Below are 26,129 nucleotides of genomic sequence, written 5' to 3' on the forward strand. Positions count from 1 at the left end.
TTTGCGTCGGCCCATTGCCACCGGGTGCCACCCTTCACTCGACAGGAGACCCGCCATGACCCTGACCCGTCGCACCCTGCAAGCCGCCGCGGCCGCTGCCCTGCTCGGCAGCCTGTACAGCGCCCCTGCCCTGGCCGCCGAGCCGCCCCAGGTGGCGCTGGTGATGAAGTCGCTGGCCAACGAGTTCTTCCGCACCATGGAGGACGGTGCGAAGGCGCACCAGAAGGCCAACGCGACGAAATACCGGCTGATCGCCAACGGCATCAAGGACGAGACGGACACCGCGGCGCAGATCAAGATCGTCGAGCAGATGATCGCCCGCAAGGTCGATGCGCTGGTCATCGCGCCGGCCGATTCCAAGGCGCTGGCGCCGGTCGTCAAGCAGGCCATCGACAAGGGCATCGTGGTGGTCAACATCGACAACCGCTTCGATGCCGCGGCGCTGCAGGAAAAGGGCATCCAGGTGCCCTTCGTCGGCCCCGACAACCGCGCCGGCGCGAGGATGGTCGGGGAGCACCTGGCCAAGAGCCTGAAGCCCGGCGACAAGGTGGGCATCATCGAAGGCGTCTCGACCACGGTCAACGCGCAGCAGCGCACGCTCGGCTTCCAGGACGCGATGAAGGCCGCCGGCGCCACCGTGGTCGGCGTGCAGTCGGGCCAGTGGGAGATCAACAAGGGCAACACGGTCGCGGCCGGCATGCTGCGCGAGCACCCCGACCTGCGCGCCCTGCTGGCCGGCAACGACAACATGGCGCTGGGCGCGGTGGCCGCCGTCAAGGCGGCGGGCAAGGCCGGCAAGGTGATGGTGGTCGGCTACGACAACATCAACGCGATCAAGCCCATGCTCAACGACGGCCGGGTGCTGGCGACCGCGGACCAGTTCGCCGCCAAGCAGGCGGTGTTCGGCATCGAGACCGCGCTCAAGGCCCTGACCGACAAGACCCCGCAGTCCGGCATGCCGGCCGAGATCAAGACCGACGTGGTGGTGGTCACGAAGAAGTGAAGCCCGTGCCGGCGTCCGCCAGCGCCCCGCCCTCCGATGCGGCGAGCCGCGCGGTGCTGAGCCTGCAGGGCATCGGCAAGGACTACGCCGAGCCGGTGCTCGAAGGCATCTCCCTGTCGCTGCAGCGCGGCGAGGTGCTGGCGCTGACCGGCGAGAACGGTGCCGGCAAGAGCACGCTCGCCAAGATCGTGTGCGGCCTCGCGAGGCCCACGCGCGGCAGCCTGCAGCTCGACGGGCGGGCCTATGCACCGGCCGCGCGCCGCGATGCGGAGCGCCTGGGCGTGCGTCTGGTGATGCAGGAGCTGGGCCTGGTGCCGACACTCAGCGTGGCCGAGAACCTGCTGCTCGGCCGCCTGCCCCACCGTGCCGGCTGGGTGCGGCGCGGCGAGCTGCACGCGCTGGCGCAGCGCCAGCTGCAGCGCATCGGACTGGACGACATCGACCCCACGACGCCAGTCGCCCGGCTGGGCATCGGCCACCAGCAGATGGTCGAGATCGCACGCAATCTGCAGGACGACACCCGCGTGCTGGTGCTGGATGAGCCCACCGCGATGCTGACGCCGCGCGAGACCGACCGCCTGTTCGAGCAGATCGCCCGCCTGCGCGCCGCCGGCGTCTCGCTCGTGTATGTCTCGCACCGGCTGGAGGAATTGCAGCGCATTGCGCAGCGGGTCGCGGTGCTGCGCGACGGCCGGCTGGTCGACCTGCGGCCCATGGTCGGCGTCGAGGAAGCCGAGCTGGTGCAACGTATGGTGGGCCGCGCGGTGCGCAGCGAGGAGCAGCGGCCGCGCCGCGAGGCCGGGCCGGTGCGGCTGCGCGCGCGCGCCCTGAGCCGCGGGCGGGCGGTGCGCGAGGTCGATCTCGATCTGCACGCCGGCGAAATCTTCGGCATCGCGGGGCTGATCGGCTCCGGCCGCACCGAGTTGCTGCGCCTGCTGTTCGGCGCCGACCGTGCCGATGCCGGCGAGGTCTGGCGCGAATCGGGCGGACGGCGGCAGCACTGGCGCACCCCGGAACAGGCCGTGCGTGCCGGTGTCGGCCTGATCACGGAAGACCGCAAGTCGCAGGGCCTGCTGCTGCCGCAGTCGGTGCGCGTCAACATCTCCCTGAGCCGGCTCGAGGTGGTGTCGCGCGCCGGCTGGCTGCAGCGTGAGCGCGAACGCGAGCTGGCGCGCGAGTGGGCCGCCCGCCTGCGCATCCGCTGCCACAGCGAGGAGCAGCCGGTCGGCTCGCTGAGCGGCGGCAACCAGCAGAAGGTGGTGTTCGCCCGCTGGATGCTGCGCGACTGTGAGGTGCTGCTGCTCGATGAACCGACCCGCGGCGTCGATGTCGGCGCGCGCGCCGACCTCTACCAGGAACTCGACCGCATGGCGGCCGCCGGCAAGGCCCTGCTGATGGTCTCCAGCGACCTGCGCGAGCTGATGGCGATGTGCGACCGCATCGGCGTCATGAGCGCGGGCCGACTGGTCGACATTTTCGAACGCGGCCAGTGGAGCGAGCAGTCGCTGCTGGCGGCCGCCTTCCGCGGCCACAACGAACGCCTGCGCGCCTGAACGGCGCGCCACACCCACGATGAGCGCCAGCTTCACCCCCGCCCCCGTCTCCCGCCCGCGCCCCCTGCACGGCGAGCTCGGCACCTATCTGGGCCTGGCCACGGTGCTGGCCGCCATGGTCGCGCTGTTCGGCAGCCTGAGCGAACACTTCCTCAGCCTCGACACCTTCGTCACCATCGCCAACGAGATCCCCGCGCTCGCGGTGATGGCCGTGGGCATGACCTTCGTGCTGATCATCGCCGGCATCGACCTCTCGGTCGGCTCCGTACTGGCCTTCAGCGCCGCCATCTCGACCACCGCCATCCTCCAGTGGCACTGGGGCCCGCTGGCCGCGGGCGCCCTCGGGCTGGCGGCGGGTGCGGTGTGCGGCACGGTCACCGGGGCGGTGTCGGTGGCCTGGCGCCTGCCCAGCTTCATCGTCTCGCTCGGCATGCTGGAGATCGTGCGCGGCAGCGCCTACATGGTGACGGACTCGCGCACCCAGTACGTCGGCGACGCCATTGCGGGGCTCGCGGCACCCTGGCTGGGCGGCATCTCGGTGGCCTTCCTGGTCGCGCTGGCACTGGTCGGCCTGGGCCAGCTGGTGCTCTCGCGCACGGTGTTCGGCCGCAGCGTGGTCGGCATCGGCACCAACGAGGAAGCGATGCGGCTGGCCGGCGTCGACCCGCGCCCGGTGCGCATTGCCGTGTTCGCCCTCACCGGCCTGCTGGCCGGGCTGGCCGGCCTGATGCAGGCGGCGCGCCTGGAGGCGGCCGACCCGAACGCCGGCCAGGGCATGGAGCTGCGGGTCATCGCCGCAGTGGTGATCGGCGGCACCAGCCTGATGGGCGGCCGCGGCTCGGTCGTCAACACCTTTTTCGGCGTGCTCATCATCGCGGTGCTGGAAGCGGGCCTGGCCCAGGTCGGCGCCAGCGAGCCGAGCAAGCGTGTCATCACCGGCTGCGTGATCGTCGTCGCGGTGGTGATCGACATGCTGCGCCAGCGGCGCACTGCGGGGGGCTGAGGCGATGGCGACCATCAAGGACGTGGCCGAGCGCGCCGGCGTCTCGGTGACCACCGTGTCGCATGTGGTCAACGGCACACGCCATGTCAGCGCCGAGGGGCGCACACGGGTCGAGCAGGCCATCCGGGACCTCGGTTATGTGCCGAGCGCGGTGGCCCGCAGCCTCAAGCGCAACACCACGCGCACGCTGGGCATGCTGATCCCCAACAGTTCCAACCCCTATTTCGCGGAGATCGTGCGCGCGGTCGAGGACCGCTGCTTCACGGCCGGCTACACGCTGCTGCTGTGCAACACCGACGACGAGACGCAGCGCCAGGGCGTCTACCTGCAGGTGCTCGCCGAGCGCCGCGTCGACGGGCTGGTGGTGGTCTCCACCGGCGCCGACGAGTCGCTCTCGGCGCTGCTGGCCGGGCTGCGGGTGCCCACCGTGCTGCTCGACCGCGAAATCGGCGCGCTGCCCTGCGACCTGGTCGAGACCGCCCACCTGCACGGCGCAATGCTGGCGACCCGCCACCTTGCGTCGCTGGGCCACCGGCGCATCGCCTGCATCGGCGGCACCCAGGGCCTGGCCCCCAGCGAGCAGCGCATCGCCGGATGGCGCCTGGCCCTGAGCGAAGCCGGCCAGGCGGCCGACGCCGACCGCCTGCTCTGGCATGGTGACTTCACCAGCCAGGGCGGCTACGCGGCCATGCATGCGCTGCTGCGTGTGCCCGAGCGGCCCAGCGCGGTGTTCATCTGCAATGACCTGATGGCGATGGGGGCCTTATGCGCTGCCCACGAGAGCGGCGTCCGGGTGCCCGACGACCTGTCCATCGTCGGCTTTGACGACATCGAGCTGGCGCGCTTCACCAGCCCGCCGCTGACGACCGTGGCCCAGCCCAAGCAGCGCATCGCCGCGCTGGCGGTGGACATGCTGCTCGAGCGCATCGACGGGCGGCGCCAGCAGCCGGCCAAGGTGGTGCTGCAGCCCGAGCTGTGCGTGCGCGCGTCCACCGGGCGGCGCGCGCTGCCGAAAGAGGATCTATGACAGCAGCAGTACAAGTGACGCGGCCCCGGCTGGTCGTGCTCGGCAGCTTGAACATGGACCTGCTGGTGCGCGTGCCGCGCGCCCCGCAGGCCGGCGAGACCCTGACCGGCCACACCTTCGCCACCTTGCCCGGCGGCAAGGGCGGCAACCAGGCCGTGAGCTGCGCGCGCCAGGGTGCCCAGGTGAGCATGGTGGGCCGCGTCGGCGCCGATGCCTACGGCGCGGCGCTGCGGGAGGCACTGGTGCGCGATGGCATCGCGCACCACGCGGTGAAGAGCGACGCCGGGCCGACCGGCGTGGCACTGGTGATGGTGGACGACAGCGCGCAGAACCGCATCGTCGTGATCCCCGGCGCCAACGGCCGCCTCGAGATCGACGCGGCCCAGCTGCGCCAGGAGCTGCAGGGCGCGGCCTTCCTGGTGACCCAGCTGGAGGCACCGCTGCCGGCCGTGCTGCAGGCTGTCGCGGTGGCCCGCGCGGCGAACTGCCGGGTGCTCTTCAACCCCTCGCCGGTGGCGCCGCTGCCCGACACGCTGTGGCCCGACATCGACACCCTGGTGCTCAACGAAGTCGAGGCGGCCGCACTGACCGGCTCGCAGGTCGACAGCCGGGCCGCCGCGCTGGCCGCCGGCCTGGCGCTGCGCGGCCGCGGCGTGCAGCGGGTGGTGGTGACCCTGGGCGCGCAGGGCGCCGTCGCTGTGGACGGCGACGGGGGGCGTTTCCACCCCGCGCTGGCAGTGACCGCCATCGACACCACCGCCGCGGGCGATACCTTCACCGGGGCACTCGCGGTCGGCCTGGCTCGCGGCGAGCGCTTCGATGCGGCGGTCCGCCGCGGCATCCGGGCCGCCGCCTGGTGCGTGACCCGCCTCGGTGCGCAGCCCTCCATCCCCGATGCCGCCGCGCTCGACACCCTGCCCTGGCCCGACGACTGGATCGCCTTATGAAACGCACCGCCCTGCTGCACGCCGAACTCTCCTCGGTCATTGCCTCGATGGGGCACGGCGACATGATCGTGATCGGCGACGCCGGCCTGCCCATCCCGGCCGGCGTGCACCGCATCGACCTCGCGGTGTCGCCGGGCGTGCCCGGCTTCGACGCGGTGCTGGCGGCGGTGCTGAGCGAGTTGCAGGTGGAGCGGGCCCTGCTCGCCTCGGAGGCATGCAGCCGCGCCGGGGGCGGCCTGCCGGCCTGGTGCGCGGCCCTGCCGGTGCGCCCCGACAGCGTGCCGCACGAAGAGCTCAAGCGCCTGAGCGCGCAGGCCCGCGCGGTGGTGCGCACCGGCGAGTGCACGCCGTACACGAACGTGGTGCTCTGCGCCGGCGTCACTTTCTGACGGTCCGGAGGCGGGGTCGCGCTAATCTTCGCCTAAGCCGGCGGGGCTAAGTTCAGCCCAGGCCGCTCAGGGGAGCGGCCGCTTCCTCAAACCAAGGAGAGTTGCGCCATGAACAGATCCCTGACCCAGCTGATGCTCGCCGCCGGCCTCGCCACTGCTGCCGCGCTGGCCGCGGCCGCCCCGAATGCCGCCAAGGCCCCGGCAGCCACCGCGAGCGACACCAATGCCGGCACCGCGTCCACCTCCGCCGCCGGCAAGCACGTGAAAAAACACGGCAGTAAGAGCCACAAGAAGGCACCGGCGGAGCCGGCCAAGGCGGGCAGTTCGTCCTAGGGCCTGTTAACAGGCCCTAGCCCGCCCATGCGCGTGCTGCTGATCGAGGACGACCGCATGATCGGCCAGGCCGTGAGGACCGGCCTGGCCCGCTGCGGCCTGCAGGTCGACTGGGTGCGCGACGGCGCGGGCGGCTTGGCCGCCGCCCGCTGCGAGCCCTATGCCGCGGTGCTGCTCGACCTGGGGCTGCCGCAGCGCGGCGGCCTGGCGTTGCTGCGCGACTTGCGTGCCGCGGGTCACCGGGTGCCGGTGCTGATCGTGACCGCCCGCGACGCCGTCGAGGATCGCATCGAGGGCCTGGACGCCGGGGCCGATGACTACCTCGTCAAGCCCTTCGACGTGAACGAACTGGCGGCCCGGCTGCGCGCGGTGGTGCGCCGCCACGAGGGACGCGCCGAACCGATCATGCAGTGCGCCGGCATCCGCCTCAACCCTTCGACCCGGGAAGCCTCGGTCGATGGTCGGCCGCTGACCCTCTCGGCACGCGAACACGCCCTGCTGGAGCTGTTGCTGAGGCGTCCGGGCATGCCGCTGTCGCGGGCCCAGATCGAGGCCGGCCTGCTCGGCTGGGGCGAGGAAATCTGCAGCAACGCGGTCGAAGTTCAGATCCACAACCTGCGCCGCAAGCTCGGCGAGGGGCGCATCCAGAACATCCGCGGCGTCGGCTATTTCATTCCAAAGGATTGACGGTGCGCGCCGGCCCGCCCTCGATCGAAAGGCAGCTGCGCTGGCGCCTGCTGTTCGGCAGCCTGGCCGTCAGTGCGCTGCTGTCGGCCGCAGTCGCGCTGCTGGTGGCGCGAGAGGTCAGCGGCCTGCTGGACTACCAGCTCGAGCAGGTCGCGCGGGTGCTGGTCGAGCGCGACATCGGCAGCCTCGCGCCCGGCCATGTCCCGGCCGCCGAGGACCAGGCCCTGCATCTCGATGTGCAGGTCTGGGACACCGACGGCCGGCGCCTGTACCGCTCCAGCAGCGCCTTCGAGCTGCCGATGTCCACGCCGCTGGGCTTCTCGCAGGTGCGCAGCGGCGGCGAGGACGATGCCGTCGAGCTGCAGCTGTTCACCCTGCGCACTGCGCACCGCGTGGCCCAGGTCGCGCACCCGCTGGACCTGCGCCGCGAGCTGGCGCGCGACGCCGGCCTCAAGATGCTGGGGCCGGCGCTGGCCGCGGTGGCCGCGCTGTCCCTCTTCGTGGTGCTGACCGTGCGGCGTGCGCTCGCGCCGCTCCGGCGACTCAGCAAGGAGCTGGCGCGCCGCGACGCGCAGGCCCTGGGCGCCATCGTGCTGCCCGACGCACCGGGCGAGCTGCAGCTGCCGCTACACACCCTCAACGAGCTGCTGGGACGCCTGGCGGTGAGCTTCGCCGGCTACCGCCAGTTCGCGGCGGACGCGGCGCACGAGTTGCGCACGCCGCTCGCGGCGGTGCGCCTGCAGGCCGACAACCTGGCGCAGGCCGCCGATGCGGCCGAGCGCGAGCAGGCCTCGGCCGAACTGCGCGGCGGCATCGACCGCGTGCAGCACCTCGTAGAGCAGTTGCTCGACCTGGCCCGGCTGGAGGCCCGCCCCCTGGCGGCCCGAGCGCCGGTGGACCTCGCGGCCCTGGCCGGCGAATGCCTGGTGGCGCGGGCCGCGGAGGCATCTGGCCGCGGCATCGAGCTGTCGCTGGATGCCGACGGGGAGGCGCCCCTGCCGGCCGACCCGCTGGCACTGCGCATGCTGCTGGACAACCTGGTCGACAACGCGCTCAAGTACACGCCGCCCGGCAGTCTGGTCGAGCTGGCCGTGCAGCGCAGGCACGAGGTGCTGGCCTTGCTGGTGCGAGACCGGGGCCCGGGCATTCCGCAACACGCGCGGCAGCGTGTGCTGGAGCGCTTCTACCGGCACGAAGCCGGCGATCGGCCGGGCAGCGGGCTGGGCCTTGCCATCGTCGCGGAGGTGGCGCGCAGCCACCGGGCCGGCCTGGCGCTGCGCGACCGCGGCAACGGTCCGGGGCTGGAGGTGGAGGTCCTGTTCCCGCTGTCGGCCTCGGGAGCTGAGGTCGACAGTGCCACGCGCCATGATGTCCTCCGCCTCAGGTTCTGAGGGCTCAGGGGTTGACCAGCGGCTGCAGTGTGTTGGCGAACGGCCAGCCCTGGCTTTCGTCGGTGTGGATCTGCCAGTCGAAGGCGCCGCGCAGGTCGGGGTGGCGGGCCTTGACCCGGTTCCAGGCCTCCACCGCCTGGTGGATCGTCATGTAGTTGGCGGCCGGGGCGACGCCGAAACCCACCACCACACGACGGGCACCGAGCAGTCGCACCCAGGTCTCGATGTTCTCGGCCACGTAGGCGGGATCGGCCAGGCCCGGCCCGTCGTAGTACTGCGGCGCGGCATAGTCCATCGCGCCGGCCTCCACCATGGCCCGGCAGAAGGCCTGGTCGCGGGTGCTCCAGGGGGCCGGCGGCGAGGTGATGATGAAACCAGGGTAACGCCGCTTGAGCTCCAGGCTGATCCAGATCATCTCCGCCGTGTCGGGCGCCTGGTCGGCTTCGAAGGTGTTCCAGTCCAGCCCGTCGAAGCCGCCGAAACGGTGGTAGAGCGCGACCACGCTGTCCACGAAGGCCTGCGACTTGGCGCGGTTCGGGAAGCTCATGCCGTGGCCGGCGCCGCCGACCGAGAGGATGATCTTGCGGCCCTGCACCGTGCGGGCGTACTGGATGTCGCTCACGAAATTCGTCGCCGCGCCGCGGCCGTCGCCGGGAGGGCTCCACACCAGCGCGCCGGTGGTCCCCGGCGCTCCGCCCTCGGGGCGCGCATGGAACAGGTAGACCAGGTTGTAGTTCGGATGGATGTCGCGGATGCGCACCGGCGCCTGCGGCCAGTACGGCCAGTAGCCGGCCAGCACCTGGCTCGGCAGCCCGGTGGGCGGCTGAGGCGGGGGCCCCTCGGGGGCCGCCGTCAGGCTCAGGCTCTGGATGCTGTACTCGACGCCGGGCTGCAAGCCGCTCAGCACCACCGATTGCAGGTTCGCCAGCCCGGCCAGCTGGAACCGGCTCAGCGGGAGGGTGACCTCGCTCAAGCCGGTCGCGAGGTTCGCGGTCACGGCGGCCGAAGTACCGGTGGCTGTGCTGCAGCCGCCGCCTCCGGTGTTCAGGCTGACCTGCAGCGCCGCCGCTTGCGAGGCTTTCGCGACGATCTTCAAGGCGCCCATCTTCGAGGCGTCGAGACAGGACGTCGCGCCGGCCAGCACGCTGTACCAGTAGCCCGAGCCTGCGGACCTGAGCCGAAGCACGCCGCCGTCGGCGATATCGACCTGCAGCGTCCCGTCGTCATCGGTGTAGCGGCCGAGCCGGTTGCGGTGCTGGGTGTTGTAGCGCTCGGGGGACTCGAAGCTGTCGATCGGGATGTCGGCGGCCGGCGCGTCTTTCGCCGAGATGCCGAGCGGCTCCCCGGTGGCGTTGTAGCTTTGCGCCCCCGCCGCCTGCGACAGCGCAAGCGCCGCCACGCCGGTCAGGCACCATTTCACCCAGCCCTTGCGGACCCTGCTATCGAACATCGCGCCTCCTGCTTGGATCGAGCCGGCCCCACCGCTCTGCGCCGGAACCGATTCCAATTGGACGGGATGACGAACGGGGGGGAGGCCGGCGCCTCGGTAATCGCTGGTAAAGCACGCAAGATCGTGCTGCCAGTTCCAGCCTCTCGGCGGCCGAACCGGCGTTGCGCTTTTTGTCGTCAGGCAGCCGCCGCCGCGGCGCGTGGCGGCCGCAGATGCTCCAGCATGTCGTCCACCATGGCCTGCAGGCCGTACTCCAGGCGCCAGCCCCAGTCGCGCTGCGCCACGCTGTCGTCGATGAAGCGCGGCCAGCCGGCCGCGATGGCCTGGCGGAAGTCCGGCTCGCACTCGAGGCGGAAGCCCGGGACGCGCCGTGTGATCGCTGCGGCGAGCTCCGCCGGCGTGAAGCTGATGCCGCCCAGGTTGTAGCTGCCGCGCTCGGTGATGCGCTCGGCCGGCGCTTCCATCAGCTCGATGGTGGCCCGCAGTGCATCGGGCATGTACATCATCGGCAGCGCCTGGTCCTCACGCAGGAAACAGCGGTAGTGCCCGTCCTTCAGCGCGGCGTGGAAGATCTCGACTGCGTAGTCGGTGGTGCCGCCGCCGCAGGCGGTCTGGTACGAGACCAGGCCCGGGTAGCGCAGGCTGCGCACATCCACGCCGTGCTGGGCGTGGTACCAGCGGCACCAGCCCTCGCCGGCCAGCTTGGAGATGCCGTACACGGTGGCCGGCTCCATCACGGTCTTCTGCGGCGTTCCCTCGGCCGGTGAACTGGGCCCGAAGGCCGCCATCGAACTGGGCCAGAAGACCCGCTCCAGCGCTGCGGCCCGCGCCACCTCCAGCACGTTGAGCAGGCCGGTCATGTTGAGGTGCCAGGCCCACTGCGGCGCTTTCTCCCCGGTGGCGGAGAGGGCCGCGGCAAGGTGCCAGACCTGGGTGATGCGGTGCTTCTGCACCACCGCCGCGAGCGCGCCCTTGTCGGTCACGTCGAGCTGCTCGTGGGCGATGCCCGGGGTGCGGCCGGCAGGCACCAGGTCGCTGCTGACCACGGCCTCCTTGCCGTAGCGCCGGGCCAGGGCCTCGGTCAGCTCCGTGCCGATCTGCCCGTTGGCGCCGGTGACGAGAATGCGGGTCGACATCAGATGAGCCCCAGTTCGCGCCCGGCCTGGGCGAAGGCCGCCAGCGCCCGATCCAGGTGCTCGCGTTCGTGCACCGCGCTCAGCTGCACGCGAATGCGCGCTTGCCCCTTGGGCACCACGGGAAAGAAAAAGCCCACCACATAGACGCCCAGCTCCAGCAGCCTGGCGGCCAGCTGCTGGGCCTTCACGGCGTCATACACCATGATGGGCACGATGGGGTGCTCGCCGGGCTTGATGTCGAAGCCCGCCGCGGCGATGGCGGCGCGGAAGTAGCGGGTGTTGTCCTCCAGCTTGTCGCGCAGCGCGGTACTGCGCTCCAGCAGGTCCAGCACCGCCAGCGAGGCGCCCACGATGCTGGGCGCCACGGTGTTGGAGAACAGGTAGGGACGCGAGCGCTGCCGCAGCAGCTCGATGACCTCCTTGCGCCCGCTGGTGAACCCCCCGGAGGCGCCGCCGAGCGCCTTGCCCAAGGTGCCGGTGATCAGGTCGATCTGCCCGAACACGCCGCGCAGCTCGTGGGTGCCGCGGCCGCGCGGGCCGAGGAAGCCGCTGGCGTGGCACTCGTCGATGCCCAGCAGCGCGCCGTGGGCGTCGGCGATGCGGCGGATCTCGTCGAGCCGTGCGATGGTGCCGTCCATCGAGAACACGCCGTCGGTGAACACCAGCTTGAAGCGCGCGCCGTCGGCCGCTGCCTGCTGCAGGCAGCGCTCCAGGTCGGCCAGATCGTTGTGGCGGTAGCGGTAGCGGCGCGCCTTGCAGAGCCGGATGCCGTCGATGATGGAGGCGTGGTTGAGCTCGTCGCTGATGATCGCGTCGGCCTCGCCCAGCAGCGGCTCGAACAGGCCGCCGTTGGCGTCGAAGGCGGCCGCGTAAAGAAGGCTGTCCTCGGTGCCGAGGAAGCGGGCCAGCCGCGCCTCCAGGGTCTTGTGCAGATCCTGGGTACCGCAGATGAAACGCACCGAGCTGAGCCCGTAGCCGTGAGTGCGCAGCGCTTCATGGGCCGCTTCGACCACCTGAGGGTGCGACGACAGGCCCAGGTAGTTGTTGGCACACAGGTTGATCACCTCGCGGCCGTCGGCCGTGCGCACCGTCGCGCCCTGAGGCGACACGATGACACGCTCGGTCTTGTAGAGCCCGGCCTCGCGCAAACCCTGTACTTCGCTGCGCACGTGCTCGTAGAAGGGGTCGGTGTTGGAGGGCGGCATGGCGGGCTCCCGGCGGGTTAGGATGCAGGCAAGGGATTTGTCCAATAGCGCACAAATCCGTTAAATCGAACAATTCGTGCAGCATATCGAACGCCCAGACATGGCGCAATCCCCTCTGACCAAGGTCCCTTCTACCGAGCCGCCCTCTGTCGGCCTGACGCTGCAGGCCTTGCGGCAGGCACAGGAGCTGTCGCTGGACGATTTGTCGCGCAAGGCCGGGGTGTCGAAATCGATGCTCTCGCAGATCGAGCGCAACCAGGCCAACCCGACCGTCGCGGTGGTGTGGCGGCTCGCCAATGCGCTGGGCGTCGGGGTGGCCGAACTGCTGACCGGCCAGCGCGCTCCTGCGCCGGCGCTGGTCACGGTGCCGGCGCATGCGACCCCCTCGCTGCGCAGCCCCGACGGCAAGTGCGAGCTGCGCATCCTCGGTCCGATCGAGCTGGCCGGCCAATTCGAGTGGTACGAGCTGATCGTGCAGCCGGGCGGCACGCTGGAGTCCGAAGCCCACGAGCCCGGCTCCCGGGAGCACCTGACGGTGCTGGCCGGCACGCTGGAGGTGCGCGCCGGCGCCGACAGCGGCCGGCTCAAGCAGGGCGAGACCGCCCGCTACGCGGTGGACATGCCGCACGCGATTCACAATCCGGGGAAGTCGGCCGCCACCGCCTTGCTGATCGTGCTGCACCCGGCCTGAGGAGGCCGGGTACACAGGCTCACTTGCTGCGCACGCCCAGCTTGAACGCGATCATCGCGCGCAGCTTGGTGGGCACCACCGGCTTGATGAGCAGATGGAAATTGTGCCGGCTGGCCTCGGCGTCGAGGCTGGCGGTGCTGCTGCCGGTCACCATGATGGCCGGCAGGCCGGCGCCGAAATGCTCGCGCAGCGCCAGCAGCGCCTCGATGCCGGTGCTGGTGTGGTCGAGCCGGTAGTCGACGATGACGAGATCCGGGTGCTGGCCCTGCCGATGGGCCTGCTCGGCCCAGTGGCGGCACTCGGCGACCGAGTCGAAGGCCGCGACCGTCGCGCCCCAGCCCTTGAGCAGCACCTCCAGCCCGTCACGCACCGCCGGCTCGTCTTCGACCACCACCACCAGCCGCTGCTGCAGGGTCAGGCCCAGCGGCGGCCGCGCCGCTGGCGACTCCGCGGCACGCACCGCCTTGCCGACCGGCACCACCAGCGAAAACACCGTGCCCCGGCCGGGCTGCGAACGCAAGGTCAGCGGCGCGTTCATCAGGCCAGCCAGGCGGCGCACGATCGCGAGCCCCAGGCCGAGGCCCTTGCGCTGGTTGGCCGGCAGCGGCTGCTCCGGCTGGACCTGGTAGAACTCCTCGAAGACACGGGTCTGCTCGGTCTCTTGGATGCCGATGCCGGAATCCCAGACCTGCAGCAGCAGCCGCTCGCCGCGCTGACGGCAGGACACCAGCACGCCGCCATCCTCGGTGTAGCGGATCGCATTGGAGATCAGGTTGCGCAGGATGCGGTCGACCAGCATCGGATCGGCGAAGGCGTGGTGCTGGCCGCCGCGGAACTTCAGCTCCAGGCCTTTTTCGAAGGCGGTCGGCTCGTAGTGCAGGCGCAGCCGGGCGAACACCTCGCGCAGGCTGAAGTTCTGCGGCCGCGACTCGACCGCCCCGGTGTCGATCTTGGTGATGTCGAGCAGTTCGCTGAACAGGCCTTCCAGCGCATCGACCGAGCTGTTGATGCTGTTCACCAGCTGGATCACCTCCTCGTCGCGGCTCTTGTTGCGCAAGGCCTCGGCGAACAGGCCGACCGCGTGCAGCGGCTGGCGCAGGTCGTGGCTGGCGGCGGCGAAAAACTGCGTCTTGGCACGGTTGGCGACCTCGGCGGCGCGCCGCGCCTCGTCGGCCGCAGCTTTCTCCAGGCGCAGCTGCTCCAGCAGCTGCTCGGTCCGGGTCTTCAGTTCGATCACCCGGTCCATGGCCTGCCGGTAGTTGCGGCCTAGCACCGAGGTCATGCCCATCACCAGCAGCAGCACGCCGGAGAGCTCCAGGCTGTAGAGGCTGCCCTCCTTCGCGATGGCCAGCACGGTGGGCACGAAACACAGCCCGATGAACACCAGGAACACGGTGCGCTGCTCGGCCAGCACCGGCACCGCCGCGACGCAGAAACTGTAGATCGTCAGGATCAGCCCGATCTGCTGGATCGCGCCGCCCGAGCCGTAGAGCAGCCAGGCGGCGGCGCCCCAGGTGGTGCCCGAGGCATAGACGCCGGCGACCCAACGGCTGCGCCAGAGGCGGAAGTCGGTATCGGGCCGGGTCTGGATGGCCGAGAAACGCCGGGCGATCCAGAAGCGGTAGAGCCACTGCGCCGCGAAGCAGCTGCCCCACAGCGCCAGGGTCAGCGGCGGCGCGAAGCCGATGTAGAGGATCAGCACCACGACGGCACCGATCAGGTTGCCGCCCAAGCTGGAGGCTGAATAGGCGTAGAGGTTGCGGACGTGGTCGGGCCAGTCGCCGCTGCGGTCGGCGGGGGCCGGCGCCAGGCTGTCGGCGGCCAGCGGCGGGCTGGGGCTGTTGTTCATGACCCGGTCATCGCGCGGGCCGGCTGCGGCCGCTTCAAGGCCACCGGGCGATGCGCCTGCGGCAGCCAGGCGTCGAGGACGCGGCCGTCTTCGTCGGTCACCGGGGTAGGGCTGCAGATGTCCAGCTGCTCGGCCTCGGAGCTGAAGTCGTCGGCAGCGAAGGGCACCTTCTCGGGCGGCAAGGGATCGGTGCCCGCCATGAAGGTCCGGCCGCGCACCGGGCGCCCCCCGCTCGTGCCCATGTCCACCACGTCGAGGGCGGCGGCGGTCCAGGAGCCGCGCGCCAGCAGCCGCGGCAGGTCGTCGGCCAGCTTGGCCAGCTTGCGCCCGGGCGAGTACACCTGCTTCATGCTCTCGCGGTAGGCCGCCAGAAAGTCGTGCAGCGGGCTCTGCTGGGGACGCAGGACCAGGGTGTAGGAGCTGAAATCGCAGAGGTTGGCATGCGGCAAGAACAGGGCTTTGGCGTCGGACGCGAGGCGCTGGAACAGGTGCGTTCCGGGGATGGGCGTCTCGAACGAGATGAAGCTGGGCACGTGCAGCCCGCTCGAGCGCAACCGTTCCGGAAGCGACCGAATGTAGCGCGCATCATCGTGGATGGCACTGACCATCAGGCCAGCCATCACGAGTATGCCTTCGTCGCGGCTCTGGGCGATAGCCTGCTGGATCCGGGAGATGTTGTTCTGCGGCTTGCACATGCCGGCCAGTGCCGCCGGATTGAAGGTTTCCAGGCCCACGTAGACCGAGCGGCAGCCGCTCGCGTACATCAGCTTGAGCAGCTCGCGGTTGGCGATGACGTTGAAGGTCAGGCAGGCGCCCCAGTGCAGGTCCAGGCGGCCCAGCGCGTGACACAGCTCGCGGAACCACTTCAGGTTTCCGGCCAGGTTGTTGTCATAGAGCACCAGCATACGCTGCTTCCAGCCGCTCACGCCGGCCAGCCGCAGCGCCTCGCGGGCAGCCAGGATCTCGCGCACCACGGCGGCCACCGGGCGCGGCCGATGGCTCTCGCCGCGCGCGGGCAGCACGCAGAAGTCGCAGCTGTAGGGGCAGCCGCGGCTGGCTTCCACCGCCAGCGGGAAGGGCTGCTTGTGCGCCAGCGCGGTGCCGCGCCACGCGGGCACGTCCTCCGGCGTCACACCCTGGGACCGGTAGACCGGCGCCAGCCGGCCGCGGCGCGCGTCGGCGAGCAGGCGCGGCACGGTGTCCTCGGGCTCGCCGACCACCACCGCGTCGAAATAGGGCAGGCACAGGTGCGGGTAGTCGGAGGCCATCGCCCCGCCCAGCACGGTGAGGGCGCCGCGCCGCCGGTAGTAGTGCGCGATCTGGCGGGCGCGGTCGAAGTCGGGATGCAGGCAGGACAGCAGCACCAGGTCGTAGGACCGGCTCCAGTCCGGGTCCTCCCAGGTGTCGTTGACGATGTCGACCTCGCACCAGTCGGGCAGCAGCGCGGCGATCAGCGGGCCGATCTGCGGCTGCATCGCTCCCCGGTGATGCGCGCCGCGACGGTGGTAGTCGGTGAAGACGGCGATGATCGCGACACGCATGACCGGGCCTCCATGGGCAGGGGAGCTCAGTGACGCGGGGGCGGCCCGGGCGAGCGCCAGGTCGAGAAGCTGCCGTGCTGCTGGGTGATCTGGCTGACCGCCAGCACCGCCTGGGTGCGCGAGTTCACACCCAGCGCCCGCAGCACCGCCGCGACGTGGTCCTTGACCGTCTCGACCGAGAGGTTGAGCTCGCGAGCGATCAGCTTGTTGGGCTTGCCCTGCAGCAGCAAGGCCAGCACGTCGGTCTGGCGTGGCGTCAGGCCCAGCGAAGCGAGCGAGGGCTGGGTCTGGTAGGCGCCCTGGGAGGCCACGCCGCCGGACGCGGGGCGCGGGCTGCGCAGCGGCACTTCCTCATCGCGGCCGCTGTCCAGGCCCATGCTCATCGGCGGCACGTAGACGCTGCCGGCCATGACCAGGCGCAGGGCTTCGCACAGGGTGTCGTTGGAGGCGCGCTTCGGCACGAAGCCCATGGCCCCCATGTCGATCGCGCGGATCACGTCGCTGCTGCGGTCGGAGGCCGAGATCACCACCACGGGCAGCGCCGGGTAGGACTGGCGCAGGTCGGCCAGCAGGTCGAAGCCGTTGGCATCGCCCAGCTGCAGGTCGAGCAGCACCAGGTCGAAGTCGCCCTGCCTCTCGAGGAGCGCCTCTCGGGCGGCGCGGCCGGTGGCGACGCCGGTCACCACCACGTCGTCCCCCAGACCCTGGATCACGCTCTGCAAGGCGGACAGGATCAGGGGATGGTCATCGACCAGCAGTACTCTCATGTTTCGCCCCTCAGCTCAGACGTGTGGACTCACCTTCACAGGGTGGGTCGGCGACGATGCTAGCCCAGCGAACAGGGGCGACACACCCCCAAGAAGAGGGAGGGGAAGCGCGGCAACGGCCCTAGGATTAGGGGGAAGTCAGGGATAGCGCCGGGCGATGGACTCGGCCACGCAGACCGGCTTGGCCGAGCCTTCGCGTTCCACCGTCACCTCGATGGTGAGCTGGGCGCCGCCGTTGTCGATGGCTTCGAAGGCCAGCAGCTTGAAGTGGGCCCGCAGGCGGCTGCCGACCGGCACCGGCGCCGGAAAGCGCACCTTGTTGAGCCCGTAGTTGACGCCCAGGCGGCTGTCGCGGATCTCGAAACCGGTGGCGAAGAAGGCCGGCAGCAGGCTGAGGGTCAGGAAGCCGTGCGCGACCGTGGTGCCGAAGGGGCCGGCCTTGGCGCGCTCGGCATCGACGTGGATCCACTGGTGGTCGCCGGTGGCTTCTGCGAACTGGTCGATGCGAGACTGCTCGACGCTGATCCAGTCGCTGGTGCCGAGGGAGGCGCCGACCTGGGAGGCGAGGTCGTGAAGATGTTCGAAGGTTTTCATGCGGGCTCTGAGTTGATCCATTGAACGAGCGGCTGCCACTGTTGCAGATCACGCTCGACCCGGCTCGGCGCGACGTCCCACAAGGTGAGGCCGTGCGCGGCGAGCTGAATGTAGTTCTGGGTGTCGCGCAGCTGGGCAATCACGGGGACGGCCAGCGTGGCGACATAGGCCTTGAGCTGGTCGGCCGCGATGGTGCCTTCGCGCACCCGCATGCCCACCAGTCCGACACGCACGCCGGCCGACTTGCGGTGGGCCAACACATGGCCCAGGAAGTCGGCGGTCGCGTAGATGTCGAACAGGCTGGGCTGCATCGGCACCAGAATGTGGTCGGCCAGGCGCATCACCGCGTCGAGCCGCTTGCCGTGCAGGCCGGCCGGTGTGTCCAGCACCACGTGGGTGGTGCCCCTGGGCGGTTTCAGCGGTGCGTCGCGCGCGAGTTCCCAGCCGGCGATGGGGGCCGCCTTCGCGGGCCTCAGGGACAGCCAGGTACGCGCCGACTGCTGCCGGTCGGTATCGCCCAGCATCACCTGGTGACCCTGCGCCGCCAGGCAGCCGGCCAGGTTGGTCGACAGGGTCGACTTGCCGACTCCGCCCTTGGGATTGGCCACGACGAACACCGGCATCGCACCCTCCGCCACTGATGGGGTTCAAAAACGCGGCCGGGGCCGCCGCCGGGAGCGGCTGCCCAAGACCGGTTCTAATGGTAGCGGCGGAAACCATGCCGCCAGCATCAAGACAAACCACGACGGTTTCCGTCACTTGCGCGACACCGATGCCCCAGATCCTGATCCTTGCCGCCCATCCCCAACTGCACCTTTCGCGCACCACCCGGGCGCTGATCGACGCCGCCCGCGGCGCCGGCCTGGGCCGTGTCGAGCTGCGCGACCTGTATGCGCTCTACCCCGATTTCCTGATCGACGTGCAGGCCGAGCAGGCCGCGCTCGAGGCGGCCCAGCTGGTGGTCTGGCTGCACCCCATCCAGTGGTACAGCATGCCGCCGCTGATGAAGCTGTGGCTGGACGAGGTGCTGAGCTATCCCTGGGCCTACGGCGCCGGCGGCTCGCATCTGCGCGGCAAGGACCTGTGGCTGGTGGCCTCCACCGGCGGCTCGGAAGCCTCCTACCATCCGGGCGGCTACAACCGCTACTTTTTCGATGCCTTCCTGCCGCCCTACGAGCAGACCGCCACCTTGTGCGGCCTGCGTTTCCTGCCGCCGCTGCTGCTGCACGGCGCGCACGCGGTCAGCCACGAGGAGCTGCAGGCCCATGTCGAGGTGTTCATCGAGCGGCTGCGCAGCTACCCGGACTGGCCCGAGCTGGCAGACATGCAGTCCTGTCCCGAGTGCATCGTGCCCCCCTCCGAGCGGCCCCAGGCCTGAGGCCTGCCCGCCCCGACGCGTCCGTCCACGCCCCTCTTGCCGACGACCTTCTCATGGAACACAACTCCTGGTTGAGCAATTCGCTGGTCTACCTGGCCGCCGCCGTCATCGCCGTGCCGCTGGCCCGGGCGCTGGGGCTCAGCGCCATCATCGGCTACCTGGGCGCCGGCATCGCGATCGGCCCCTGGGGCCTGGGGCTGGTGACCGACCCGCAGCAGATCCTGCACTTCGCCGAGTTCGGCGTGGTGCTGATGCTGTTCCTCATCGGGCTCGAACTGGAGCCGCGCCGGCTGTGGGCGATGCGGCGGCCCATCTTCGGCTGGGGCAGCGCGCAGATGCTGGGCTGCACCGGCCTGATCGGCGCGGGCGCGCTGTTGGCGGGGCTGCCCTGGCCGGTGGCCTTGGCGGCCTCGCTGGGGCTCGCGATGTCGTCCACCGCGATCGCGCTGGGCGCACTCGACGAGCGCAACCTGATGGCCACCCGCTCCGGGCAGTCGGTACTCTCGATCGCGCTGCTGCAGGACATCGCGGCCATTCCCATCCTGGCCCTGGTGCCGCTGCTCGGCAGCGGCGCGATGGCGCACGCCGACGCACCGCCGGGCTGGGGCATCGCCAAGGCCGTCGGCGTGGTCGGCGGCATCGTGCTGGGCGGGCGGCTGCTGCTGCGCCCGGCGCTGCGCTGGATCGCCAACAGCCGCACCCGCGAGGTCTTCACCGCCGCGGCGCTGCTGCTGGTGGTCGCCATCGCGGCCTTGATGCAGGTGGTGCAGCTGTCGATGGCGCTGGGGGCCTTCCTGGCCGGGGTGCTGCTCGCCGAGAGCGAATACCGCCGCGAGCTGGAGACCGACCTGGAGCCCTTCAAGGGGCTGCTGCTCGGCTTGTTTTTCATCGCGGTCGGCACCTCGATCGACTTTGGCGTGGTGATGCAGCAGCCGCTGCTGGTGGCCGCCATCGTGGTGGGCTTTTTCGGCGCCAAGCTGCTGGTGATGTGGGCCATCGCGCGTTCCATCCCGCTGCCGGCGGGCGAGCGGCCGGTGTTCATCCTGCTGCTGGCGCAGGGCGGCGAGTTCGGTTTCGTGGTGTTCCAGGCGGCCACCCAGGCCCGCGTGATCGACGCCCGCATGGCCTCGCTGCTGCTGGCGGCGGTGGCCCTGTCGATGCTGATCACGCCGCTGCTGCTGGTGGCCGTGGACCGCTGGCTGCTGCCTCGCATGGCGGCCGGCAAGCCGGCGCCGCTGTCCGAGATCGACGAGCCGCAGGAGGCGCCGGTCATCATTGCCGGCTTCGGCCGCTACGGCCAGATCATCGGCCGCCTGCTGTATGCCAACGGGGTGCACGCCACCGTGCTGGAGCACGATGCGGAGCAGGTGGAGTCGGTGCGCCGCTTCGGCTGGCGGGTCTTCTACGGCGACGCGACGCGGCTGGACCTGCTGCGCATGGCCGGCGCCGCGCAGGCCCGCGTGCTGGTGCTGGCGATCGACGACATCGACCAGAGCCTGAAGGTGGCCGACCTGGCGCGCGAGCACTTCCCGCAGCTGACCGTGGTGGCGCGGGCGCGCAACGTGACGCACTACTACGAACTGCGTCAGCGGGGGGTCAGGCTGATCGAGCGCGAGACGCTGGACGCCGCCCTGATGAGCGGGCGCAGCGTGCTGGAGGCGATGGGCTGGCTGCCGCACCATGCACGCCAGCTGGCGATGCGCTTCCGGCGCCACACGGTGCAGCAGCTCGAAGACCAGTTGCCGCACTACAAGGACCAGGCCCAGCTGATCGCGCTGGCCAAGCTGGGCCGCCAGCAGCTGGAGGAATTGTTCGCGCAGGAAAGGCAGAACCGCGAACAGCGCCAGCGCGAGGGCTGGGGGCGCTGATGCGGGCACCGCGAGTCAGTGCAGGCCGTCCCAGAGCAGCTTGAGGCCGGTGAGCAGCATGCCGGCATAGATCAGCCGGTAGAACCAGGCGGGACGCACGTGCTTCACCAGGCGCACGCCCGCCCAGACGCCGACCGGGGCCAGCGGCATCAGCACCAGCGCGGTCGCCATGTTGCGCAGGTCGATCAGGCCCAGCCCGGCATAGGGCAGCCACTTCGAGGCATTGACCGCGGCAAAAAAGACCGCCATCGTCGCCGAGAAGGTCAGCGGCGGCAGGCGCAGTGGCAGCACGTAGGCGCTGATAGGCGGCCCGCCGGCATGCGCGACGAAACTCGTGAAGCCCGAGGCGACCCCGAGCAGCGCCCCCAGCCAGCGCGGCGGGGGCGGCGCGTCGGGGCGCGGTGGAAACAGCAGGCGCTGCGCCAGGAACAGCAGGGTCAGGGCCCCGACGACGGCGGCCACCGCCTTCGCCGGCAGCACGCCGAACAGCAGGGTTCCGACCACGGTGCCCAGCAGTCCCGCGGGCAGCAGCAGGCGGATCAAGCCGCGGTCGACGTGTTTCAGGTAGGCCGCCACGCCCAGCGTGTCCATCACGGCGAGCAGCGGCAGCATGATGGCCGCCGCCTGCGGCACAGGGAGCGTCAGCGCCATGATGGGCACCGCGAGCGACCCGAAGCCGGCACCGAAACCGCTCTTGGACAAGCCCATCAGCAGCACCGCCGGTACCGCGGCGGCATAAAACCAGGGGTCGGTGATGAGGCTGCTTTGCCAGTCCATCACAGCTCCGGCCGGGAAACAAGGCCTACCATCGGACCGACGGACAGCGGAAATCGGAAGTTCAAGACCATATGGACGTACTGCGCCTCGAAGGTTTACGGCTGGTGATCGAGGTGGCGGCCACGCTCGCCTTCGCATTGTCGGGGCTGCTGGAGGCGGCGCGCCGCCGGCTCGACCCGGTGGGCGCCTGCGTGGTGGCCTTTCTGGCAGCCTTCGGCGGCGGCACCTTGCGCGACCTGCTGCTCGATCAGCGGCCCTTCTTCTGGGTACGGCATCCCGAATATGTCTGGGCGGTACTCGCACTCGGCGTGGTCGCGATGGCGGTGATGAAGGCCCGTCACCTGGCCTTGACCGAGCGAGCCATCCAGGTGCCGGATGCGCTGGGGCTCGGCCTGTTCGCGGCGGCGGGGGTGGACCTGGCCCTGGGCCTGGGCCATGTGCCGCTGATCGCGGTGCTGATGGGTGTCGTCACGGGCGTTTTCGGCGGGGTGCTGCGCGACATCGTCTGCAACGAGATCCCGACGGTGTTCAAGGACCACCGCCCCTATGCGGTGGTGGCCTTCGCGGGGGGCTGGCTGTATGTCGGGCTGGACCGGCTGGAGGTGCCGGCCGAGTGGCGGCTGGCAGCCACGGTCGTGGGCGTGGCCGGAGCCCGGGGACTGGCAGTGGCCCGCAGGTGGGAGCTGCCGGCATGGAGAGTGTAAGTGCTCGCAAATTGCGCCTGGGCGGAGCGCCAAGGACGAGATGCACGACGCTAAGATCCGCGCTCACCGGCCTGCCGTACAGCCACCTCCCCCTACATGTGATGTATGGAGCCACCATGACCGCCGACATCGAACACAGCATCCTCAAACAACTGAAGATCATTCGTGCCGACCAGCTCGACATGCGAAGGGAACAACGAGAGCTGGCCTCCAGGCTCTCGTCCCTGGACCAACACGTCGCCAAGTTGTACGGTGACATCGCGGGCCTCCATTCCGACGCTTCCGGCGTTCGAGGTGACATCGCCGCGATCCACCTCCGCCTGGACCGCGTCACCGAGCGCCTGGACCGTATCGAGCGCCGGCTCAACCTGCACTGAACGCGCCCCGCCTCCTCTCAGCAAGGACTTCCCCGCCGGAGCGACAATGCGACCATGTTCGCTCCCTCCCAACACGAGGTCCGGCAGTTTTTCTGCGAGGCCTTCCGCAAGCGCAACAGCGGCGAGCCGCTGACCCCCATCGAGGCCATCGCGTCGGACTGGATCGCCGAACACCCCGAATACCACGCCGACCTGGCCGACGTCGAAGCAGCCAAGGCCGCCAGCTTCCAGGTCGAGGAAGGCCGCACCAACCCCTTCCTGCATCTTGCGATGCATTTGTCGATCACCGAGCAGATCGGCATCGACCAGCCGCGTGGCATCAAGCAGGCCTACGAACTGCTGGCTCACCGGCTCGGCTCGGCCCACGAGGCCCAGCACCAGGTGATGGAATGCCTGGGCGAGATGATCTGGGCGTCACAGCGCAACGGCCTGCCGCCGGACGGCGACGCGTATATCGACTGCGTGCGCCGCCGCGCGACACGCTGAAGCCCTCGATCCCGCACTGCAGCCCCGTGTCGCCGACCGGACAGCCGACCGCCGGGGCCCGCACTACCCTCCTGCTGCCACGGACAGGAAAAAGCCGCTGCAAGGCAGCGGCTTTTCGAGCGGCACGACCCGCCACCGGGTGCCGGCGACCCGCCGGCACGCGAGGCAACGAGGCTCAGCGGAAGCGGTCTTGCGGCACGACCTTCAGGTCGCCCGGCAGGCTGCCCAGGTAGTTGGCCATCGCCTTCAGTTCGGCATTGCTGAACTGCTTGGCGACACCGCCCATGATCGCGTTCGAACGGCCGATGTAGACATTCTTTTCCGTCTTGTATGACTTCAGTGCCACAAACAGGTAGTCCGCAGACTGGCCCGCGACCTTCGGGTAGCTCGGGTCGATCGGCTTGTTGAAGTTGTCGCCATGGCAGGACACGCAGGCGCCCTTCTTCAGCAGTGCATCGACCGCCGCGTCGGCCGCTTTCACCTCGCGCTGCGAGGCCTCGGTCGCACCGGCGGCCTTGCCGAGCTGCTCGTAGTAGGCGGCGACGTCGGCCATGTCCTGCTCGGTCAGCGACTCGGCGATGCCACGCATCGTCGGGTGCTTGCGCTCGCCCTTCTTGTAGGCGTTGAGTGCCGCCACGATGTAAGTCGAGCTCTGGCCCGCGATCATCGGCACGTTGTGCACTTCCGGGAAGCTGGAGCGGTAGCCGGGGATGCTGTGACAGCCGATGCACATGGCGACCTTCATGCCGCCGGCCTTGCTGTCGGCCTTGGTCTCGGCCTGTGCGGTCTGCGCCGAAGCAGCGCCGGCGAAACCAGCCGCAGCGGCCAGCACCATCATCGTGGAAAGCACTTTTTTCATGGGGTTGCGCAGAGTTCGGAATTTCGAATCAACCCCGCATTATAGGCGGCCCTCTTATACTGGCCGTGCCCCTCTAACCCATTGATCCTACTCAGATTCATGAAGTTCCAAGGTTCGCAGAACTACGTCGCCACCGACGACCTCATGCTGGCGGTGAACGCGGCGCTCACCCTCAAGCGCCCATTGCTGGTAAAGGGCGAGCCGGGCACCGGCAAGACCATGCTCGCCGAGGAAGTGGCGCAAGCGCTGGGCATGCCGCTGCTGCAGTGGCACGTCAAGTCCACCACCAAGGCCCAGCAGGGCCTCTACGAATACGACGCGGTGAGCCGGCTGCGCGACAGCCAGCTGGGCGACGAGCGGGTCAAGGACATCCACAACTACATCGTCAAGGGCGTGCTGTGGCAGGCCTTCGAGGCCGAGCAGCCGGTGGCGCTGCTGATCGACGAGATCGACAAGGCCGACATCGAGTTCCCGAACGACCTGCTGCGCGAACTCGACCGCATGGAGTTTTATGTCTACGAGACGCGCCAGATGGTCAAGGCCAGACACCGGCCGCTGGTGTTCATCACCTCCAACAACGAGAAGGAGCTGCCCGACGCCTTCCTGCGCCGCTGCTTCTTCCACTACATCCGCTTCCCCGACGCCGAGACCATGAAGAGCATCGTGCAGGTGCACTTCCCGGGCCTCAAGCAGGAGTTGCTGGGTGCCGCGCTGAAGAGCTTCTACGACGTGCGCAACCTGCCCGGCCTGAAGAAAAAACCCTCCACCAGCGAGCTGCTGGACTGGCTCAAGCTGCTGGTGGCCGAGGACATCCCGCTCGAAGCGCTGCAGAGCACGGACGACAAGGTGGCGATACCGCCGCTGGTCGGCGCGCTGCTGAAAAACGAGCAGGACGTGACCCTGTTCGAGAAACTGGTCTTCATGCAGCGGCACAACCGCTGAAGGCGGCGCGATGAGCTTGCAGATCGAGCCGGTCACGCTCGAAGGCCGACACGCGCGGCTGGAGCCGCTCGCGCCCGGCCATGCCGAGGGCCTGGCCGAAGCGGTGCGCGACGGTGAGCTGTGGAAGCTCTGGTACACGACCATCCCGGCACCCGAAACCATGGCGACGGAGGTGGCTCGCCGCCTGGCGCTCGGGGCTTCCGGCCAGATGCTGCCCTTCGCGGTGCGGCACCTGGCCAGCGGCCGGCTGGTCGGCATGAGCACCTATCTGCAGATCGAGACGGCCCACCGGCGCCTGGAGATCGGCGGCACCTGGTATGCCGCCTCGGTGCAGCGCAGCGCGCTGAACACCGAGTGCAAGCTGATGCTGCTGGGCCATGCCTTCGAGGCGCTGGGCTGCATGGCGGTGGAGTTCCGCACCCACTTCATGAACCACGCGAGCCGCCGTGCGATCGAGCGCCTGGGCGCCAAGCTGGACGGCGTGCTGCGCCGGCATCAGGTGATGCCCGACGGCACTGTGCGGGACACCGCGGTCTACAGCGTGCTGGACAGCGAATGGCCGACCGTCAAGACGCACCTGCGCTGGCAGCTGGACCGGCCGCGCTGAAGCGGGGCTCAGCCCCCCCTTGGGGTAAAAGAGCTCCTTCGCCGAACGTTCCTTGTAGGCCATCTTGGCCAGCGCCTTCAGCAGCATCGCGACCGTGCCGGCGAAGGCCTCGTCGAAGGGCGCTTCGCAGCCGCTCACCCCGACCACGATGCCGTCGAGGCAGACGCTGCCCCACAGCGTGGTGTCGCCGGGGCCCAGCAGATAGGGTTCGTCCATCTGGATGCGGAAGCTGTCGCGCCGGTGCTGCCAGCTGATGCGGGTCTTGGCACGCGCGAAGGCGGCGTAGTCCGCGTCCCAGTCCTCGCGCCGGCCGCCGAAGGAGGCCTCGTACAGGATGGCCTCCTCGAAGCTGGCGTTCATCGGCGTGCGGGCCGGGTCCATCACGACCAGGTGTCCGAAGCCACCCTGGTTGATGCTCATGTCGCGCGCCGAGTCGTCCAGGAGGGGGCGGGCCAGTTCGACCGCGCGCTCGGCCATCTGGCGGTCGATCAGCGCGCTGTCACTCGTGCGGGGGGTGCTCATGGTTCATGGCGCCGGAGCGCGAAGTGGAGTCGCCGCAGCGAGG

General features: G+C 70.1%; 27 protein-coding genes and 1 pseudogene. 17 read left to right on the top strand and 11 right to left on the bottom strand.

Translation table 11 applies throughout. The features are described 5' to 3' along the window. Positions 1–55: 55 nt before the first annotated feature. The 9 genes from OOT46_RS13080 (at position 56) to OOT46_RS13120 (ending at position 8,333) form a co-directional block, all read left to right on the top strand. Positions 56–1,003: a sugar ABC transporter substrate-binding protein gene (locus tag OOT46_RS13080; RefSeq protein WP_265404047.1), complete on the top strand. Its 948-nt coding sequence runs from the start codon at positions 56–58 to the stop codon at positions 1,001–1,003. Positions 1,004–1,008: 5 nt separating this feature from the next. Further along, on the top strand, positions 1,009–2,556 hold the full coding sequence (locus OOT46_RS13085) for a sugar ABC transporter ATP-binding protein (protein ID WP_265404048.1): 1,548 nt from the start codon (positions 1,009–1,011) through the stop codon (positions 2,554–2,556). Positions 2,557–2,575: 19 nt separating this feature from the next. Then, a complete protein-coding gene (locus tag OOT46_RS13090; RefSeq protein ID WP_265404049.1) occupies positions 2,576–3,559 on the top strand; it encodes an ABC transporter permease in 984 nt (327 codons plus the stop codon). A 4-nt stretch (positions 3,560–3,563) separates the two neighbouring features. Continuing rightward, positions 3,564–4,586: a LacI family DNA-binding transcriptional regulator gene (locus OOT46_RS13095; RefSeq protein WP_265404050.1), complete on the top strand. Its 1,023-nt coding sequence runs from the start codon at positions 3,564–3,566 to the stop codon at positions 4,584–4,586. Continuing rightward, on the top strand, positions 4,583–5,533 hold the full coding sequence (rbsK, locus tag OOT46_RS13100; RefSeq protein WP_265404051.1) for a ribokinase: 951 nt from the start codon (positions 4,583–4,585) through the stop codon (positions 5,531–5,533). The genes OOT46_RS13095 and rbsK overlap by 4 nt, the downstream gene beginning before the upstream one ends. Then, complete coding sequence (rbsD, locus tag OOT46_RS13105; protein ID WP_265404052.1) at positions 5,530–5,922, top strand: D-ribose pyranase; 393 nt, start codon at positions 5,530–5,532, stop codon at positions 5,920–5,922. The genes rbsK and rbsD overlap by 4 nt, the downstream gene beginning before the upstream one ends. A gap of 108 nt (positions 5,923–6,030) precedes the next feature. Continuing rightward, positions 6,031–6,255, top strand: coding sequence for a hypothetical protein (locus OOT46_RS13110; RefSeq protein ID WP_265404053.1), 225 nt, complete (start codon positions 6,031–6,033; stop codon positions 6,253–6,255). Between the two features lie 27 nt (positions 6,256–6,282). Continuing rightward, the gene (locus tag OOT46_RS13115; RefSeq protein WP_265404054.1) at positions 6,283–6,942 is read left to right on the top strand and encodes a response regulator; all 660 of its coding nucleotides are present in this window, start codon (positions 6,283–6,285) and stop codon (positions 6,940–6,942) included. Between the two features lie 2 nt (positions 6,943–6,944). After that, positions 6,945–8,333, top strand: coding sequence for a sensor histidine kinase (locus OOT46_RS13120; RefSeq protein WP_265404055.1), 1,389 nt, complete (start codon positions 6,945–6,947; stop codon positions 8,331–8,333). Between the two features lie 4 nt (positions 8,334–8,337). Here OOT46_RS13120 and OOT46_RS13125 read toward each other — a convergent pair whose 3' ends face one another. From OOT46_RS13125 to kbl, 3 genes are all read right to left on the bottom strand, one after another. After that, the gene (locus OOT46_RS13125) at positions 8,338–9,783 is read right to left on the bottom strand and encodes a glycosyl hydrolase family 18 protein (protein ID WP_265404056.1); all 1,446 of its coding nucleotides are present in this window, start codon (positions 9,781–9,783) and stop codon (positions 8,338–8,340) included. A gap of 176 nt (positions 9,784–9,959) precedes the next feature. Further along, entirely contained in the window at positions 9,960–10,919 is a 960-nt protein-coding gene (locus tag OOT46_RS13130) for an NAD-dependent epimerase/dehydratase family protein (RefSeq protein ID WP_265404057.1), read from the bottom strand. Beyond that, on the bottom strand, positions 10,919–12,124 hold the full coding sequence (gene kbl, locus OOT46_RS13135; protein WP_265404058.1) for a glycine C-acetyltransferase: 1,206 nt from the start codon (positions 12,122–12,124) through the stop codon (positions 10,919–10,921). The genes OOT46_RS13130 and kbl overlap by 1 nt, the downstream gene beginning before the upstream one ends. A gap of 100 nt (positions 12,125–12,224) precedes the next feature. On the opposite strand from kbl, the gene OOT46_RS13140 reads away from it, so the two are divergent. Further along, on the top strand, positions 12,225–12,815 hold the full coding sequence (locus OOT46_RS13140) for a helix-turn-helix domain-containing protein (RefSeq protein WP_265404059.1): 591 nt from the start codon (positions 12,225–12,227) through the stop codon (positions 12,813–12,815). Positions 12,816–12,834: 19 nt separating this feature from the next. On the opposite strand, the gene OOT46_RS13145 is transcribed toward OOT46_RS13140, so the two are convergent. The 5 genes from OOT46_RS13145 to OOT46_RS13165 all read right to left on the bottom strand — a co-directional run bounded on the left by OOT46_RS13145 (position 12,835) and on the right by OOT46_RS13165 (position 18,189). Continuing rightward, positions 12,835–14,664 (bottom strand): hybrid sensor histidine kinase/response regulator, encoded by a 1,830-nt coding sequence (locus OOT46_RS13145; protein WP_265404060.1) that lies wholly within the window; start codon positions 14,662–14,664, stop codon positions 12,835–12,837. Beyond that, the gene (locus OOT46_RS13150; RefSeq protein WP_265404061.1) at positions 14,661–16,205 is read right to left on the bottom strand and encodes a B12-binding domain-containing radical SAM protein; all 1,545 of its coding nucleotides are present in this window, start codon (positions 16,203–16,205) and stop codon (positions 14,661–14,663) included. The genes OOT46_RS13145 and OOT46_RS13150 overlap by 4 nt, the downstream gene beginning before the upstream one ends. Positions 16,206–16,231: 26 nt before the next feature. Beyond that, positions 16,232–16,972, bottom strand: coding sequence for a response regulator (locus OOT46_RS13155; RefSeq protein ID WP_265404062.1), 741 nt, complete (start codon positions 16,970–16,972; stop codon positions 16,232–16,234). A gap of 138 nt (positions 16,973–17,110) precedes the next feature. Beyond that, on the bottom strand, positions 17,111–17,566 hold the full coding sequence (locus tag OOT46_RS13160; RefSeq protein WP_265404063.1) for a MaoC family dehydratase: 456 nt from the start codon (positions 17,564–17,566) through the stop codon (positions 17,111–17,113). Further along, on the bottom strand, positions 17,563–18,189 hold the full coding sequence (locus OOT46_RS13165) for a ParA family protein (RefSeq protein WP_265404064.1): 627 nt from the start codon (positions 18,187–18,189) through the stop codon (positions 17,563–17,565). Before OOT46_RS13165 ends, OOT46_RS13160 begins: the two co-directional genes overlap by 4 nt. 149 nt (positions 18,190–18,338) lie before the next feature. Here OOT46_RS13165 and OOT46_RS13170 point away from each other — a divergent pair, with 149 nt between their 5' ends. Together OOT46_RS13170 and kefC are read left to right on the top strand one after the other, a co-directional pair. After that, the gene (locus OOT46_RS13170) at positions 18,339–18,944 is read left to right on the top strand and encodes an NAD(P)H-dependent oxidoreductase (RefSeq protein ID WP_265404065.1); all 606 of its coding nucleotides are present in this window, start codon (positions 18,339–18,341) and stop codon (positions 18,942–18,944) included. Positions 18,945–18,997: 53 nt separating this feature from the next. Beyond that, positions 18,998–20,812, top strand: coding sequence for a glutathione-regulated potassium-efflux system protein KefC (kefC, locus tag OOT46_RS13175; protein WP_265404066.1), 1,815 nt, complete (start codon positions 18,998–19,000; stop codon positions 20,810–20,812). Positions 20,813–20,827: 15 nt separating this feature from the next. Here kefC and OOT46_RS13180 read toward each other — a convergent pair whose 3' ends face one another. After that, entirely contained in the window at positions 20,828–21,589 is a 762-nt protein-coding gene (locus tag OOT46_RS13180) for a sulfite exporter TauE/SafE family protein (RefSeq protein ID WP_265404067.1), read from the bottom strand. Between the two features lie 71 nt (positions 21,590–21,660). Between OOT46_RS13180 and OOT46_RS13185 the strand changes: the two genes are divergently transcribed. From OOT46_RS13185 to OOT46_RS13195, 3 genes are all read left to right on the top strand, one after another. Further along, positions 21,661–22,293 (top strand): trimeric intracellular cation channel family protein, encoded by a 633-nt coding sequence (locus tag OOT46_RS13185; protein ID WP_265404068.1) that lies wholly within the window; start codon positions 21,661–21,663, stop codon positions 22,291–22,293. Between the two features lie 116 nt (positions 22,294–22,409). Further along, on the top strand, positions 22,410–22,670 hold the full coding sequence (locus OOT46_RS13190) for a hypothetical protein (RefSeq protein WP_265404069.1): 261 nt from the start codon (positions 22,410–22,412) through the stop codon (positions 22,668–22,670). A gap of 54 nt (positions 22,671–22,724) precedes the next feature. After that, the gene (locus OOT46_RS13195) at positions 22,725–23,156 is read left to right on the top strand and encodes a DUF1841 family protein (RefSeq protein ID WP_265404070.1); all 432 of its coding nucleotides are present in this window, start codon (positions 22,725–22,727) and stop codon (positions 23,154–23,156) included. 175 nt (positions 23,157–23,331) lie between these two features. Here OOT46_RS13195 and OOT46_RS13200 read toward each other — a convergent pair whose 3' ends face one another. Beyond that, on the bottom strand, positions 23,332–24,015 hold the full coding sequence (locus tag OOT46_RS13200; RefSeq protein ID WP_265404071.1) for a c-type cytochrome: 684 nt from the start codon (positions 24,013–24,015) through the stop codon (positions 23,332–23,334). 99 nt (positions 24,016–24,114) lie between these two features. On the opposite strand from OOT46_RS13200, the gene OOT46_RS13205 reads away from it, so the two are divergent. Together OOT46_RS13205 and OOT46_RS13210 are read left to right on the top strand one after the other, a co-directional pair. Next, entirely contained in the window at positions 24,115–24,957 is an 843-nt protein-coding gene (locus tag OOT46_RS13205; RefSeq protein ID WP_265404072.1) for an AAA family ATPase, read from the top strand. A gap of 10 nt (positions 24,958–24,967) precedes the next feature. After that, positions 24,968–25,564: a GNAT family N-acetyltransferase gene (locus OOT46_RS13210; RefSeq protein ID WP_265404073.1), complete on the top strand. Its 597-nt coding sequence runs from the start codon at positions 24,968–24,970 to the stop codon at positions 25,562–25,564. 63 nt (positions 25,565–25,627) lie between these two features. On the opposite strand, the pseudogene OOT46_RS13215 reads toward OOT46_RS13210, so the two are convergent. Further along, a pseudogene (locus OOT46_RS13215) lies at positions 25,628–26,086 on the bottom strand (hypothetical protein); the annotation flags it as partial. Between the last annotated feature and the right edge of the window lie 43 nt (positions 26,087–26,129).

Source organism: Aquabacterium sp. A7-Y, assembly GCF_026153205.1.
GTDB lineage: Bacteria > Pseudomonadota > Gammaproteobacteria > Burkholderiales > Burkholderiaceae_C > Caldimonas.

What these genes read in the sequence shown, in the direction of transcription:
- OOT46_RS13080 (WP_265404047.1), top strand. Translation starts at nt 56, where the DNA reads ATGACCCTGACCCGTCGCACCCTGCAAGCCGCCGCGGCCGCTGCCCTG.
- OOT46_RS13090 (WP_265404049.1), top strand. Translation starts at nt 2,576, where the DNA reads ATGAGCGCCAGCTTCACCCCCGCCCCCGTCTCCCGCCCGCGCCCCCTG.
- OOT46_RS13095 (WP_265404050.1), top strand. Translation starts at nt 3,564, where the DNA reads ATGGCGACCATCAAGGACGTGGCCGAGCGCGCCGGCGTCTCGGTGACC.
- rbsK (WP_265404051.1), top strand. Translation starts at nt 4,583, where the DNA reads ATGACAGCAGCAGTACAAGTGACGCGGCCCCGGCTGGTCGTGCTCGGC.
- rbsD (WP_265404052.1), top strand. Translation starts at nt 5,530, where the DNA reads ATGAAACGCACCGCCCTGCTGCACGCCGAACTCTCCTCGGTCATTGCC.
- OOT46_RS13110 (WP_265404053.1), top strand. Translation starts at nt 6,031, where the DNA reads ATGAACAGATCCCTGACCCAGCTGATGCTCGCCGCCGGCCTCGCCACT.
- OOT46_RS13115 (WP_265404054.1), top strand. Translation starts at nt 6,283, where the DNA reads ATGCGCGTGCTGCTGATCGAGGACGACCGCATGATCGGCCAGGCCGTG.
- OOT46_RS13125 (WP_265404056.1), bottom strand. Translation starts at nt 9,783, where the DNA reads ATGTTCGATAGCAGGGTCCGCAAGGGCTGGGTGAAATGGTGCCTGACC.
- OOT46_RS13130 (WP_265404057.1), bottom strand. Translation starts at nt 10,919, where the DNA reads ATGTCGACCCGCATTCTCGTCACCGGCGCCAACGGGCAGATCGGCACG.
- kbl (WP_265404058.1), bottom strand. Translation starts at nt 12,124, where the DNA reads ATGCCGCCCTCCAACACCGACCCCTTCTACGAGCACGTGCGCAGCGAA.
- OOT46_RS13140 (WP_265404059.1), top strand. Translation starts at nt 12,225, where the DNA reads ATGGCGCAATCCCCTCTGACCAAGGTCCCTTCTACCGAGCCGCCCTCT.
- OOT46_RS13145 (WP_265404060.1), bottom strand. Translation starts at nt 14,664, where the DNA reads ATGAACAACAGCCCCAGCCCGCCGCTGGCCGCCGACAGCCTGGCGCCG.
- OOT46_RS13150 (WP_265404061.1), bottom strand. Translation starts at nt 16,205, where the DNA reads ATGCGTGTCGCGATCATCGCCGTCTTCACCGACTACCACCGTCGCGGC.
- OOT46_RS13155 (WP_265404062.1), bottom strand. Translation starts at nt 16,972, where the DNA reads ATGAGAGTACTGCTGGTCGATGACCATCCCCTGATCCTGTCCGCCTTG.
- OOT46_RS13160 (WP_265404063.1), bottom strand. Translation starts at nt 17,566, where the DNA reads ATGAAAACCTTCGAACATCTTCACGACCTCGCCTCCCAGGTCGGCGCC.
- OOT46_RS13165 (WP_265404064.1), bottom strand. Translation starts at nt 18,189, where the DNA reads ATGCCGGTGTTCGTCGTGGCCAATCCCAAGGGCGGAGTCGGCAAGTCG.
- OOT46_RS13170 (WP_265404065.1), top strand. Translation starts at nt 18,339, where the DNA reads ATGCCCCAGATCCTGATCCTTGCCGCCCATCCCCAACTGCACCTTTCG.
- kefC (WP_265404066.1), top strand. Translation starts at nt 18,998, where the DNA reads ATGGAACACAACTCCTGGTTGAGCAATTCGCTGGTCTACCTGGCCGCC.
- OOT46_RS13180 (WP_265404067.1), bottom strand. Translation starts at nt 21,589, where the DNA reads ATGGACTGGCAAAGCAGCCTCATCACCGACCCCTGGTTTTATGCCGCC.
- OOT46_RS13185 (WP_265404068.1), top strand. Translation starts at nt 21,661, where the DNA reads ATGGACGTACTGCGCCTCGAAGGTTTACGGCTGGTGATCGAGGTGGCG.
- OOT46_RS13190 (WP_265404069.1), top strand. Translation starts at nt 22,410, where the DNA reads ATGACCGCCGACATCGAACACAGCATCCTCAAACAACTGAAGATCATT.
- OOT46_RS13195 (WP_265404070.1), top strand. Translation starts at nt 22,725, where the DNA reads ATGTTCGCTCCCTCCCAACACGAGGTCCGGCAGTTTTTCTGCGAGGCC.
- OOT46_RS13200 (WP_265404071.1), bottom strand. Translation starts at nt 24,015, where the DNA reads ATGAAAAAAGTGCTTTCCACGATGATGGTGCTGGCCGCTGCGGCTGGT.
- OOT46_RS13205 (WP_265404072.1), top strand. Translation starts at nt 24,115, where the DNA reads ATGAAGTTCCAAGGTTCGCAGAACTACGTCGCCACCGACGACCTCATG.
- OOT46_RS13210 (WP_265404073.1), top strand. Translation starts at nt 24,968, where the DNA reads ATGAGCTTGCAGATCGAGCCGGTCACGCTCGAAGGCCGACACGCGCGG.